The following is a 12,442-nucleotide window of genomic DNA, read 5'->3' on the forward strand; positions in this document are numbered from 1 at the left end:
CCCGATCAGCCTATAGGCGTCATGTAGTGCCAACGTTTGGCGTTAACCGAAAGTTCATTGTTACATGGGTGACGCAAAGGCATTTGGCGATAAGTCTACCAACATATTTGTCGCAATGGGCGGAAATATGCCATCGGAGGCAGGATTGCCAGCAGAAACCTTGGCTTTGGCGCTTGGCGCGCTAGGCGCCGAAGGCGCGCGCGTGCTGGCTGTGAGCGACTTTTACGCGACCCCCTGCTTTCCTGCGGGCGCAGGCCCCGATTACGTCAATGCCGCCGTCCGCTTGTCGGCACAGATGGACCCGGACGAGACATTGGCGATGCTGCACCGCGTGGAGGCGCAATTTGGCCGCACTCGCGAGCGGCGCTGGGGGCAGCGAACGCTGGATCTGGATCTGATCGCCCATGGCAGCCATATTGTTCCCGATCTGGCGTCCTATCAGGCATGGCAGCGCCTGCCGCTTGAGGCGCAGATGGCGCAAACGCCCGACCGGCTGATCCTGCCGCATCCACGCCTGCACGAGCGGGCCTTTGTTCTCGTTCCGCTGGCGGATGTGGCGCCGGAGTGGTGTCATCCGGTGCTGGGGCAAACGGTGGCGCAGATGCTGGCCGCGCTGCCTGCGGGCGATGTGGACGAGGTGCGGCGCCTGCCATAACCTGCTTGCACCTCGCCGCAGTGCCGCGTAAGTAGCAGGTTTACACCCCGATCCCACATATCCCGGAGGTCTCATGGCCCGCGTTACGACCGAAGATTGCGTCGACAAGGTTCCCAACCGTTTCGATCTGGTGCTGCTTGCTGCGCACCGTGCCCGCGAAATCTCGTCCGGGGCAACCCTGACGGTTGACCGGGACAATGACAAGAACCCCGTCGTTGCCTTGCGCGAGATTGCCGACGAGACCCAGAGCGCCGCCGACCTGCGCGAGCGGATGATCGAGGCGAACCAGACCGAAATCGAAGTCGATGAGCCCGAAGAGGACCAGATGGCCCTTCTGATGGGTGGCGAGGCCGACAAGCCCGCCGAAGACGACATGTCCGAAGAGCGCCTGCTGCGCGAGTTGATGCGGGCGCAAGGGCAGGGCTGACGCAAGCGCATGTGGCACGCGGCGCACCGCGTGCCATGACGGCGCTGCGCGCAGGCTTCAACAGTGTGGCCGCGCTGCGCGGCGGGTGAATGTCATGATTACCGCCGACGACCTGATCGCGCTGGTCCGCACCTACAATCCCCGCTGCGACGAGGCCCTGCTGAGGCGGGCCTATGACTACGGCTTGCGGATGCACGAGGGGCAAACCCGCCATTCGGGCGAGCCCTATTTCACCCATCCCATCGCCGTGGCGGCCATCCTCGCCCAGCAGCGTCTGGGCGATGCGACGCTGGTGACGGCCCTTCTGCACGACACGATCGAGGATACCCGCGCCTCCTATGTCGCGGTGTCCGAGATGTTCGGTAGCGAGATCGCCGATCTGGTCGATGGCGTGACCAAGCTGACCAACCTTCAGCTGAGCAGTAGCGAGACCAAGCAGGCCGAAAACTTCCGCAAGCTCCTGATCGCCATGTCCAAGGACTTGCGCGTCATTCTGGTCAAGTTGGCCGACCGGCTGCACAACATGCGCACCATCAAGGCGATGCGACCCGAAAAGCAGGTGCAAAAAGCGCGCGAGACGATGGACATCTACGCGCCGCTCGCCGGGCGCATGGGCATGCAATGGATGCGAGAAGAGCTGGAGGATCTGGCCTTTCGCGTGATCAACAACGAGGCGCGCGCGTCCATCATGCGCCGCTTCATCATGCTGCAACGCGAGTCGGGTGATGTCATCACCCGGATCACTGGCGACATCCGCAAGGAATTGGCCAAGGTGTGCATCGAGGCCGAGGTGATCGGCCGCGCCAAGAAACCTTATTCGATCTGGCGCAAGATGCAGGAAAAGGATCTGGCCTTTTCGCGGCTGTCGGACATCTACGGCTTTCGGATCATCTGCGAGACCGAGGGCGATTGCTATGCGATCCTCGGCGCGATCCACCAGCGCTGGCGCGCCGTGCCGGGCCGGTTCAAGGATTACATCAGTCAGCCCAAGTCGAATGGCTATCGGTCGATCCACACAACCGTTTCGGGCCGCGATGGCAAGCGGGTGGAAGTGCAGATTCGCACCCGCCAGATGCATGACGTGGCCGAATCGGGCGTCGCGGCGCATTGGTCCTACCGTGACGGTGTGCGCAGCGAAAACCCCTTTGCCGTCGATCCGGCCAAGTGGATCAACACGCTGACCGACCAGCTGGACGGCGACGAGGATCACGCGGATTTCCTCGAGGCGGTCAAGCTCGAGATGTATTCCGATCAGGTCTTTTGCTTTACCCCCAAGGGCGACGTTATCAAGTTGCCGCGCGGCGCGACGCCGATTGATTTTGCCTATGCCATCCATACGCGCATCGGTCATGCGGTGGTGGGCGCCAAGATCGACGGGATGCGCGTGCCGCTCTGGACACGGATCAAGAACGGCCAGTCTGTCGAGGTCATCATCGCGGACGGGCAGACGCCGCAATCAAGCTGGCTGGACATCGCGACCACGGGCAAGGCCAAATCCGCCATTCGCCGCGCCCTGCGCGAGCAGGATCGTGGCCGCTACATCAAGCTGGGCCGCGAGTTGGCGCGCGCCGCGTTCGAGCATGTGGGCAAGCGCGCGACCGACAAGGCGCTGACGGCGGCGGCGCGCAACCTGCGCCTGCCCGATACCGCAGCGCTCCTGGCGCGGCTGGGCAGTGCCGAGCTGACCGCGCGCGAGGTGGTCAGCGCCGTCTATCCCGATCTTGCGCCTCAGGGCGGCGAGGAGGTGGGGCGCGACCGCGCGGTGATCGGCCTCGATCCGGGTCAGCGCTTTGAACGGGCCCGCTGCTGCGAGCCGCTGCCGGGTGAGCGCATCGTAGGCATCACGTTTCGCGGCCAGGGCGTGACCGTGCACTCGATTGATTGTGACGCGCTGCAAACCTATGAGGATCAACCCGAACGCTGGATCGACCTCGCCTGGCATTCGGGCACCCACGCGGCGGCCTATAGTGTGTCGCTGAACATCACGATGAGCAATGACGCGGGCGTGCTGGGCCGAATTTGCACCTTGATTGGGGAGTGCAACGCCAATATCTCGAACCTGACGTTTATCGACCGAAAGCCGGATTACTATCGCATCCTCATCGAGGTCGAGCTGCGCGACGCCGAGCAATTGCACAATGTGATCAGTGTGCTGGACGCCGATAGCGACGTGGCGCAGATCGAGCGTCATCGCGACTTGGCCCACGCCTCCGGCAAGGCTGTAACCTGAACGAGAAAGAGGGCTCCCCTTGGTCTTCAAGCGACGAGACAGAAGATCCGTCTGGAGGGCCACTGCGGGTGTCTTCTGGCCAAAGGGTGGGTGGACGCGCGCGGCGAAATACGTGCAGCACCGCGTCACGCGCTTGCCCGATCCGCCGCATCGCATCGCGCGCGGGATCTTTGCGGGTGTCCTCGTGACGTTCACGCCATTTTTCGGGCTGCATTTCCTTCTGGCGGCTCTGATCGCCAAGATCATGCGGGGCAACATCATCGCGTCGCTGTTGGCGACGTTCGTTGGCAATCCGCTGACGTTTCTCGCCATCGCGGCCAGCTCGCTTCAGACCGGGCATTTCCTGCTTGGCACAGGGCACAATGTTCTTGAAAATTCGGAGCTGAGCCTCGCCGAGAAGTTTTCCGGCGCGGCGGGTGATCTGAAGCACAATGTTCTTTCCATCATCACGCGTGAAGAAGCCAATTGGGATCAACTGGCACTTTTCTATCATGACGTGTTCCAACCCTACATGGTGGGCGGCATTGTCGTTGGGCTTATCGCGGGCATCGCAGCCTATTACTTTTCGCTGCCGATCATCATGGTGTATCAAAAACGTCGGCAGGCCAAGCTGAAGGCGAAATGGATCGCGCTCAAGCAGAAGGCGGCGGTGGACGATGCCAAAGCGTCACACAACGAGACACCGCCGCGCTAGGTGACTTGACGCCGCCGCGCCGTGTGCTTTTTGTGAAGTGATGTTGGCCGTGAGCGGCCAGCGCGCTGCCATTCCGTCCTGGGGGACGTTTCGGGGGAAAACAATGCCGGATACATCCAAGTTGCGCCTTGGCGTGAACATCGATCACGTCGCCACCCTGCGCAATGCGCGCGGCGGGACCGTTCCGGACCCTGTGCGCGCCGCCCTTCTGGCAGAGGCGGCGGGCGCAGACGGGATCACCGCACACCTGCGCGAGGATCGCCGCCATATCATCGACGGTGACATCGACGCGCTGATGGCGCAGCTGACCGTGCCGCTCAATTTCGAGATGGCCGCGACCGAGGAGATGGCCGGCATTGCGCTGCGCCTCAAGCCGCACGCGGTCTGCCTCGTGCCCGAAAAGCGCGAAGAGCGCACGACCGAGGGCGGGCTGGATGTGGTGCGCGACGAGGTCAAGCTGACGCAATTCATCGCACCCCTGCGCGCGGCCGGAAGCCGTATTTCGATCTTTATCGGCGCAGACGCGGCACAGATCGACGCCGCCGCCCGCACCGGTGCAGAGGTGATCGAACTGCACACGGGCGCCTATTGCGACGCCCATGCCGAGGGCCGTTTCGATGTGCGAGACGCCGAATTGAAGTCGCTGCGCGAGATGGCGCGCCATGCCCACGCCTTGGGGCTCGAGGTGCATGCGGGCCATGGGCTGACCTTTGACACTGTGGCGCCCATTGCGGCACTGCCCGAGGTCGCCGAGCTGAACATCGGCCATTTCCTGATCGGCGAAGCGGTATTCATGGGTCTGGAGGCGGCGATTGCCAAGATGCGGCGGCTGATGGAGGCCGCGCGATGAACTACATCCGCTACACCGGGGTTTACCTTGCTGTTGCCATATTCTCGGCGCTGATCGTGCTGGCGCTGAACGCTTGGGCGGATGCGGGTCTTGGCTCTTCCGGGCAATTTCTGGCGCCGGCGATGATCGCGGCGCTGCTGGAAGGGCGGTCTTTCGTGCGGAGCGAAGCGCGCATGCCCAATCCGTCCGAGGCGTGGAACTTTGCCGTCCTGGCGACAGGGCTGGCAGTTGCGCTGAATGTCGCGCTCAGCTTTGTGGCGGTGGCGCTGATCCCGGCGGATTCGGCGCAGAGCGTTGCGCCGCCCGGCACGCGGGCCTTCTGGCTGATGCTGGGGGTTCACGCAGTGATCTACCTGCTGTCCAACCGGTTTTTCCTGGGCCTTGGCGCGCGCAATGAAGAGACGCGGCGCAACAGGGAAGGCTCTTGATGCGGCGCGTGCGGCCATGATCCTCGGCATCGGCACGGATCTTGCCAATATCGAGCGCATCGGGCGCACGCTGGATCGCTTTGGCGACCGCTTTCGCAACCGCGTCTTTACCGAGGTCGAGCAGCGAAAGGCCGAGCGGCGCGCCGATACGCCCGGCACCTACGCCAAGCGCTGGGCCGCCAAGGAGGCCTGCTCAAAGGCGCTGGGCACGGGCTTGCGCATGGGCATCGCGTGGAAGGACATGGCCGTCAGCAATCTGCACAGCGGCCAGCCGGTGATGGAGGTCACGGGCTGGGCCGCAGAGCGCTTGGCCGAGATGACGCCGCCGGGGCACACCGCCCTCATTCACGTCACCCTGACCGACGATCACCCTTGGGCGCAGGCCTTTGTGGTGATCGAGGCGCGTCCATTGGCCCCATAGCTCTCATGTCGCCCTGCGCCGGGTTGACTTGCCCGCCCCCCACGCCCATGAAGCATCTCGACGAGCCCGATCCACTTGCACAGGCGGAGACCGCGCATGGCCAAAGGCGCCAAGACAGGCAATCCCATCATCGAAACGATCAAGACCGTGGTTTTCGCGCTATTGATCGCGGGCATCTTTCGCACGCTCTTCTTCCAGCCCTTCTGGATCCCCTCGGGCTCGATGAAGGACACGCTGCTGATCGGTGATTTCCTTTTCGTCAACAAGATGGCCTACGGCTATTCCTATGCGTCTTGCCCATCGGTCAGCATCGGAGCACTCGGCATAGATATCGACGCCGAGGATATCTGCGGCTTTCTCGATGGGGACAACACCCGCCTTTGGGGCGGTGAGCCCGAGCGCGGCGACATCATCGTCTTTCGCCACCCCGTCAACCACAAGGATTTCATCAAACGCCTGATCGGCATGCCCGGCGATACCGTCCAGATGAAGGACGGCGTGCTGCATCTCAATGGCACGGCGGTCGAGCTGGAGGATGCGGGCAGCTTTGACGAGGTCTATGCGCCCCAAGGATCGATGAACAGCCGTCCACGCTGCGAAAACGGTGTTGTAGGCGAGGGGGGCGTATGCTCGAAATCGCGCCAGATCGAAACGCTGCCGGGGGGCCATTCGCATCATGTCCTCAATATCGACGATCAACGGTCGGACGATACGGGCGTCTTTACGGTGCCTGAGGGGCATTACTTCTTTCTGGGCGACAACCGCGACAATTCCACTGACAGCCGCTATCCCCAGACCGTCGGCGGCGTTGGCTTTGTCCCCTATGAGAATCTGATCGGGCGCGCGGGCCGCGTCATCTTTTCATCTGCGGGCAATTCGATGCTCTACTTCTGGACATGGCGGGGGGACCGCTTCTTCAAGAGGCTCGATTGAAACTCTCTGGTGATCTGACGGCGTTCGCGGCCCGGCTGGGGCATGAATTTGCACAGCCTTCGCTGCTGATCGAGGCGGTGACGCACCCCTCGATGTCCTCGCCGTCGCGCGCCGACAACCAGCGGCTCGAGTTTCTGGGCGACCGGGTGCTGGGCCTCGTGATGGCCGAGGCGCTGCTGGCGCACGACCCCACCGCCAGCGAGGGCCAATTGGCCCCGCGCTTCAATGCGCTGGTGCGCAAGGAAGCCTGCGCCGATGTCGCGCGTCAGATTGATCTGGGCAAGGTGCTGAAACTGGGCCGCTCCGAGATGCTCTCTGGCGGGCGCCGCAAGGAGGCGCTCTTGGGCGATGCGATGGAGGCGGTGATCGCGGCCGTCTACCTTGATGCGGGCTTTGATGCGGCGCGCGCGATGATCACCCGGCTCTGGGCCGGGCGGATCGAGGCCGTGGCCGAGGACGCGCGCGACCCCAAGACGGCGCTTCAGGAATGGGCGCAGGCGCGCGGCATGGCGCCGCCGAAATACGTGCAGACGGCCCGCACCGGGCCGGATCACGCGCCGCAATTCACCATCACGGCCCAGCTTGAGAACGGCGCGTCCGAGGCCGCCTCGGCGGGCTCCAAGCGTCAGGCCGAACAGGCGGCGGCGCAGGAACTGCTGGCCCGGCTCGAAGCGCAGCCATTCACGAAAACGCCCCCGAAGGAGTAACTCCGGGGGGCGCGTCTCATCTGCGGGCTGTCGCTTGCGCCTACATCACCGCGATCATGGCTGCGGGAAGCCCGATCATGCCGGCGGCGATGAGAACGATGGACAGTGCAAGACCTTTGAACATGGTACGATCCTTTGAAATGGTGGCTGTGGGCAAGCAGATAGTCGCCCCGTTTCGCTTCCCAATGCGACCCTGCGCCGCAACCCTGCCAGGCTACCGCCGCGCTGCGTGCCCTCTGGGCAATCGCGCCTTAATCGGATAGGGCTGCGGCTCGCAACCAATGGATATAGCCCTCATGACCACTCGCGCCGGATTTGTAGCCCTGATCGGTGAGCCAAACGCAGGCAAGTCGACCCTGCTGAACCGCATGGTCGGCGCCAAGGTCTCGATCGTCACGCATAAGGTGCAGACCACCCGCGCGCGCATCCGGGGCGTCGCGCTTGAGGGCGAGACGCAGCTGATCTTTGTCGACACGCCTGGCCTCTTCACGCCGCGCCGCCGCCTTGACCGCGCCATGGTCGCCGCCGCCTGGGGGGGCGCGTCCGACGCGGATGTCGTGGTGCTTCTGATCGAGGCGCATCGCGGCATCACCGAGGGGGTGGAGCGCATCCTGGAAAACCTGCCCAACGTCACCAAGGGGCGGAAGGTCGCGCTGGCCATCAACAAGATCGACCGGGTGGAATCGCCTCGGCTGCTCAAGCTGACCCAGGAAATGAACGCACGGTTTGCCTTCGACGAAACCTATCTGATCTCGGCCGAAAAGGGCCACGGCGTCGATACCTTGCGCCAATGGCTGGCCGGCGAGATGCCCGAAAGCCCTTGGCTCTATCCCGAGGATCAGATCGCCGATCTGCCCATGCGCATGATCGCCGCCGAGATCACCCGTGAAAAGCTGACGCTGCGCCTGCATCAGGAACTGCCCTACCAGTTGACCGTCGAGACCGAGAACTGGGAAGAGCGCGACGACGGCTCCGCCCGGATCGACCAGCTGATCTACGTGATGCGCGATGGGCATAAGGGCATCGTCCTTGGCCGCAAGGGCGAGACGATCAAACAGGTCGGCGCCGCCTCCCGCACCGAGCTTGAGGAGTTTCTGGGCCGCCGCGTCCACCTCTTCCTTCAGATCAAGGTGCGCCCGAACTGGCTCGAAGAGGCCGAGCGTTATTCCGAGATGGGCCTTGATTTCAAGGATGGCAACTGACGCGATGCTTGTCTTTCATTGTTCCTCAAATACTCGAATTCCGGCGCCCGCATGACGCGCCTTACGGCGGAATTCTGGGTGCATGCCTATCTTGCGCGCCTGCGCGTGCATGACATACCCGCCTTCATCACCGCCCATGGCGATAACACCGCCGGCGCGGTTCTGGTCAAGCTCAACACGCTCGACGGCAAGGCCGCAGCCTATCAGCGCAGCTTTGATCTGATGTCGGGCGCGCGCACGTGGGACACGCTCGTCGCTGGTGCCGAGGCGGATGTCGATGCCGCCATTGCCCGCCAGCGCGGCTTTGATCCCGATCTTTGGGTGGTCGAGGTCGAGGACCGGTCAGGGCGCCATCTGCTGGATCAACCCGGCCTTGCCGATTGAGGCGCTTGCCATGTCCCGCAGCCACGTGCCTCATGGCGCGGCAAGGGGGTGATGCGGAATGGAATGGCGCGATCAGGGCATATTGCTGTCGGCGCGGCGGCATGGGGAATCCTCCTCGATCATCGAGGTGCTGACGCCCAGCCGGGGCCGCCATGCGGGCGTGGTGCGGGGCGGGGCCTCGCGCAAGCTCGCCCCGATCCTTCAACCCGGTGCGCAGCTTGATCTTGCTTGGCGTGCGCGGCTTGAGGATCATATCGGCACCTTCACTGTCGAGCCTGTGCGCAGTCGCGCAAGTCATGTGATGAACGACCGGCTGGCGCTGGCGGGGTTGAATGCGGTGACGGCGCTGCTGCTTTTCTCCTTGCCCGAGCGCGAAGCGCATCTGCCGCTTTACGCGCGCACCGAGGCGCTGCTGGATCTCATGGGCGAGCGGGACATCTGGCCGCTGGCCTATCTGAAATGGGAGCTGGCGCTGCTGGAGGAAATGGGCTTTGGCCTCGACCTGAGCGCTTGCGCGGCCCTTGGCGCGCGGGCCAACGACCTCAGCTATGTCTCGCCGCGCACCGGACGCGCGGTCTCGCGCGCAGGGGCGGGCGAATGGGCCAACCGGCTTTTGCCGTTGCCCGCCTGCCTTCTGGGACATGGCGGTGCGCCCGATGCCGAGATCGCGCAAGGCTTTGCGCTGACGGGGCATTTTTTGCACAATTGGCTGGCGCCCGAACTGGGCGGCAAGCCGTTGCCCGAAGCGCGTGCGCGGTTTGTCGAGCGCTTTGCCGCGCGCTTGCAGGGTGGGGCGTAGCAGCGCCTGCCGCTTTGACACCCCATGCGGCGCGCCCCATAAAGGCGCGGCACCATCAATGGAGAATACCCCGATGACCGCCGCCCCCCTCTTTGACGTCCCGCCCGCCCCCAGTGTTGCAGTCGCAGGCAGTGACCAGCTGTTCCCCGTGCGCCGGGTTTTCTGCGTCGGGCGCAACTATGCTGCCCATGCCGCCGAAATGGGCAACGAAGTGGACCGCGCCGCGCCGTTTTACTTTACGAAATCAGCGCATGCGGTGATCCCTTCTGGGTCCGAGATCGCCTATCCGGCGGGCACGCGCGATTGCCACTATGAGATGGAGTTGGTCATTGCCATCGGCGCCGAGGCGCATGAGATGCCTGAGGCGCAAGCGCTGAGCGCCGTATTCGGCTATGCTTGCGGGATTGACCTGACACGGCGCGATCTGCAAGCGCAGGCCAAGGACGGGCGCAAGCCCTGGGACTTGGGCAAGGATTTCGAGAACTCGGCGCTCATGGGAACGATTACGCCCGTGGCGCAGGTCGGCGAGATCGGCGATCAGGCGATCACGCTGGATCTGGACGGGCGCCGTGTGCAGGATGCCAAGCTGTCGGAGATGGTGTGGAGCGTGCCGGAAATCATTGCGCATCTGTCGCGCTACTACCGCCTCGCGCCGGGTGATCTGATCTATACAGGCACGCCTGCAGGCGTCGGCCCCGTCGTGCCCGGCAGCGTGCTGAACGGCAATGTCGATGGGTTGGAGCCGATTACATTGACCATCGCGTCATGATCCGGTGCGGCGCCCGGTGCGGGCCGGGCGCCGTGAGTATTTTTGCCAAGATGAAGCTGGGAGCGTTTTCCGAGGGCCGCTGGCTTTTCTTCAGTTGCTCTGGCTGAGGACGCGCCGGGCGATGACCTGGGCCTGAATCTCGGCCGCGCCCTCGAAGATGTTGAGGATGCGTGCGTCACACAGGATGCGGCTTATCTTGTATTCCAGCGCAAAGCCGTTGCCGCCGTGAATTTGCAGGCCGTTATCGGCCGCCGCCCAGGCAACGCGGGCGCCCAGCAGCTTGGCCATGCCGGCCTCGACATCGCAGCGGCGCCCTTCGTCCTTTTCCCAGGCTGAAAAATAGGTCAGCTGGCGGGCGATCATGATCTCGACCGCCATCATGGCCAGTTTGCCGGACACGCGCGGGAAGTCGATCAGCGCGCCGCCGAATTGTTTGCGATCCTGGGCGTATTGCATGGACACATCGAGCGCCGATTGCGCGACGCCGACGGCGCGGGCGGCGGTCTGGATTCGGGCAGATTCGAAGGTCTCCATAAGTTGTTTGAAGCCTTTGCCTTCCTCTCCGCCCAGAAGGTTCTCGCCCTTGACGTGAAAGCCGTCGAAGGCGATTTCGTATTCCTTCATTCCGCGGTAGCCAAGCACTTCGATCTCGCCGCCCGACATGCCTGTGGTGGGAAACGGCGCCTCATCCGTGCCGGGCATCTTTTCTGCAAGGAACATGCTGAGCCCCTTGTGATCGGTGCTATCGGGGTCCGTGCGGGCAAGCAGCGTCATCATATGGGTGCGCGCGGCATGGGTGATCCATGTCTTGTTGCCGGTGACGCGGTAGTCGTCGCCGTCCCTGGTCGCGCGGGTGCGCAGCGCGCCAAGGTCGGAGCCGGTGTTCGGTTCGGTAAAGACGGCTGTCGGCAGGATCTCGGCGCTGGCAAGCTTGGGCAGCCATTGCGCCTTTTGAGCGTCGGTTCCGCCGCAGAGGATCAGTTCGGCCGCGATCTCGGACCGGGTCCCGAGGGAGCCGACGCCGATGTAGCCGCGGCTCAACTCCTCGGAGACGACGACCATTGACGCCTTGGACATGCCGAGGCCCCCGAACTCCTCGGGAATGGTCAGGCCAAAGACGCCCATCTCGGCCAATTCCTCGATGGTCTCCATTGGAATCAACTCATCCTTGAGGTGCCACTCATGCGCGAAGGGCTCGACCCGCTCGAGCGCATAGCGGCGAAATTGTTCGCGGATCATTTCAAGCTCGTCGTCCAGCCCGCTGTGGCCAACCGTGATCTCGGCGCTGCGCTCTTGCATGAGCTGGACGAGGCGGGTGCGCGCGGCCTGGGTATTGCCCCGTTCCGTCAGGGTCATGATTTCGGGCGTCATGAGGCCGGCCATCTGCTCGCGCGTCAGGCCGATATCTTGCAGGCGCAGCAATTCCCCCTGACTCATCGGGATGCCGCCTTGGATCTGCGCGAGATATTCACCGAAGGCGATCTGATGGATCAGCGCCTCGACCTCGCCAAACTTGCCGTCGGTCGTCAGCCGGTCGGCCCATGCCTGCATCTGGCGCAGCGCCTCTGCATAGGTGGCCAGCCAGGCGAGACCATGCGCGGCGGTCTGGTTTTCATCGACCATTGCGCCCGAGATGCGGCCATCGACCGTCACGCTCTGGCGCAGCGCGGATTTGGCCGCCGCCACGACAGCATCCACAGGCCCAAGAGCCGCGCGCGTGATGTCTGTGATGCCGTCCAGCACGGCGGATTTTGCCGCCAGGTCGATTTGTCCATCATGGGCCATGTCGTGATCCTTTCACATTTGAGCGCTTTCTAATCCCTTCGCACGCGCAGCGCAACTATAAGACAAAAGGAGAATTGATTTTGTTCTATTCTTGCGCGGCAATTTGGCGCAGAGAAGGGGCCGTGGCCCATTCCAACGCCCTGATTTAGCGCGTAAGC

14 protein-coding genes are annotated in these 12,442 nt (G+C 63.7%); 13 read left to right on the forward strand and 1 reads right to left on the reverse strand.

Annotated elements, in window-relative coordinates; translation table 11 throughout:
- The first annotated feature begins 115 nt into the window (after nucleotides 1-115).
- The 13 genes from folK to V8352_RS03905 all read left to right on the forward strand — a co-directional run bounded on the left by folK (nucleotide 116) and on the right by V8352_RS03905 (nucleotide 10,499).
- Entirely contained in the window at nucleotides 116-655 is a 540-nt protein-coding gene (gene folK / locus V8352_RS03845) for a 2-amino-4-hydroxy-6-hydroxymethyldihydropteridine diphosphokinase (RefSeq protein WP_442970951.1), read from the forward strand.
- A gap of 73 nt (nucleotides 656-728) precedes the next feature.
- Entirely contained in the window at nucleotides 729-1,082 is a 354-nt protein-coding gene (rpoZ, locus tag V8352_RS03850) for a DNA-directed RNA polymerase subunit omega (protein ID WP_336422938.1), read from the forward strand.
- A 94-nt stretch (nucleotides 1,083-1,176) separates the two neighbouring features.
- On the forward strand, nucleotides 1,177-3,312 hold the full coding sequence (locus tag V8352_RS03855; RefSeq protein WP_336422939.1) for a RelA/SpoT family protein: 2,136 nt from the start codon (nucleotides 1,177-1,179) through the stop codon (nucleotides 3,310-3,312).
- A 19-nt stretch (nucleotides 3,313-3,331) separates the two neighbouring features.
- Entirely contained in the window at nucleotides 3,332-4,006 is a 675-nt protein-coding gene (locus V8352_RS03860; protein ID WP_336422940.1) for a DUF2062 domain-containing protein, read from the forward strand.
- A 103-nt stretch (nucleotides 4,007-4,109) separates the two neighbouring features.
- A complete protein-coding gene (locus V8352_RS03865) occupies nucleotides 4,110-4,856 on the forward strand; it encodes a pyridoxine 5'-phosphate synthase (protein WP_336422941.1) in 747 nt (248 codons plus the stop codon).
- Complete coding sequence (locus V8352_RS03870) at nucleotides 4,853-5,284, forward strand: ABZJ_00895 family protein (protein WP_336422942.1); 432 nt, start codon at nucleotides 4,853-4,855, stop codon at nucleotides 5,282-5,284. Before V8352_RS03865 ends, V8352_RS03870 begins: the two co-directional genes overlap by 4 nt.
- 16 nt (nucleotides 5,285-5,300) lie before the next feature.
- Entirely contained in the window at nucleotides 5,301-5,705 is a 405-nt protein-coding gene (acpS, locus tag V8352_RS03875) for a holo-ACP synthase (protein WP_336422991.1), read from the forward strand.
- A 96-nt stretch (nucleotides 5,706-5,801) separates the two neighbouring features.
- Nucleotides 5,802-6,638, forward strand: coding sequence for a signal peptidase I (gene lepB, locus V8352_RS03880; RefSeq protein WP_336422943.1), 837 nt, complete (start codon nucleotides 5,802-5,804; stop codon nucleotides 6,636-6,638).
- Nucleotides 6,635-7,345 (forward strand): ribonuclease III, encoded by a 711-nt coding sequence (gene rnc, locus V8352_RS03885; RefSeq protein WP_336422944.1) that lies wholly within the window; start codon nucleotides 6,635-6,637, stop codon nucleotides 7,343-7,345. Before lepB ends, rnc begins: the two co-directional genes overlap by 4 nt.
- Before the next feature lie 296 nt (nucleotides 7,346-7,641).
- A complete protein-coding gene (gene era, locus V8352_RS03890) occupies nucleotides 7,642-8,547 on the forward strand; it encodes a GTPase Era (RefSeq protein ID WP_336422945.1) in 906 nt (301 codons plus the stop codon).
- A 51-nt stretch (nucleotides 8,548-8,598) separates the two neighbouring features.
- Nucleotides 8,599-8,931, forward strand: a complete 333-nt coding sequence (locus V8352_RS03895) for a DUF1491 family protein (protein ID WP_336422946.1) — start codon at nucleotides 8,599-8,601, stop codon at nucleotides 8,929-8,931.
- Nucleotides 8,932-8,989: 58 nt separating this feature from the next.
- Nucleotides 8,990-9,730, forward strand: coding sequence for a DNA repair protein RecO (recO, locus tag V8352_RS03900; RefSeq protein WP_336422947.1), 741 nt, complete (start codon nucleotides 8,990-8,992; stop codon nucleotides 9,728-9,730).
- A 73-nt stretch (nucleotides 9,731-9,803) separates the two neighbouring features.
- On the forward strand, nucleotides 9,804-10,499 hold the full coding sequence (locus V8352_RS03905) for a fumarylacetoacetate hydrolase family protein (RefSeq protein ID WP_336422948.1): 696 nt from the start codon (nucleotides 9,804-9,806) through the stop codon (nucleotides 10,497-10,499).
- A 90-nt stretch (nucleotides 10,500-10,589) separates the two neighbouring features.
- On the opposite strand, the gene V8352_RS03910 is transcribed toward V8352_RS03905, so the two are convergent.
- Complete coding sequence (locus V8352_RS03910) at nucleotides 10,590-12,284, reverse strand: acyl-CoA dehydrogenase family protein (protein WP_336422949.1); 1,695 nt, start codon at nucleotides 12,282-12,284, stop codon at nucleotides 10,590-10,592.
- Nucleotides 12,285-12,442: the final 158 nt, after the last annotated feature.

It is taken from the genome of Roseovarius sp. D0-M9 (assembly GCF_037083805.1).
Taxonomy (GTDB): domain Bacteria; phylum Pseudomonadota; class Alphaproteobacteria; order Rhodobacterales; family Rhodobacteraceae; genus Roseovarius.

Coding starts and splice junctions, on each gene's coding strand:
- folK (WP_442970951.1), top strand. CDS start 116: ATGGGCGGAAATATGCCATCGGAGGCAGGATTGCCAGCAGAAACCTTG.
- acpS (WP_336422991.1), top strand. CDS start 5,301: ATGATCCTCGGCATCGGCACGGATCTTGCCAATATCGAGCGCATCGGG.
- V8352_RS03865 (WP_336422941.1), top strand. CDS start 4,110: ATGCCGGATACATCCAAGTTGCGCCTTGGCGTGAACATCGATCACGTC.
- V8352_RS03910 (WP_336422949.1), bottom strand. CDS start 12,284: ATGGCCCATGATGGACAAATCGACCTGGCGGCAAAATCCGCCGTGCTG.
- rpoZ (WP_336422938.1), top strand. CDS start 729: ATGGCCCGCGTTACGACCGAAGATTGCGTCGACAAGGTTCCCAACCGT.
- V8352_RS03855 (WP_336422939.1), top strand. CDS start 1,177: ATGATTACCGCCGACGACCTGATCGCGCTGGTCCGCACCTACAATCCC.
- lepB (WP_336422943.1), top strand. CDS start 5,802: ATGGCCAAAGGCGCCAAGACAGGCAATCCCATCATCGAAACGATCAAG.
- V8352_RS03870 (WP_336422942.1), top strand. CDS start 4,853: ATGAACTACATCCGCTACACCGGGGTTTACCTTGCTGTTGCCATATTC.
- era (WP_336422945.1), top strand. CDS start 7,642: ATGACCACTCGCGCCGGATTTGTAGCCCTGATCGGTGAGCCAAACGCA.
- recO (WP_336422947.1), top strand. CDS start 8,990: ATGGAATGGCGCGATCAGGGCATATTGCTGTCGGCGCGGCGGCATGGG.
- V8352_RS03905 (WP_336422948.1), top strand. CDS start 9,804: ATGACCGCCGCCCCCCTCTTTGACGTCCCGCCCGCCCCCAGTGTTGCA.
- V8352_RS03895 (WP_336422946.1), top strand. CDS start 8,599: ATGACGCGCCTTACGGCGGAATTCTGGGTGCATGCCTATCTTGCGCGC.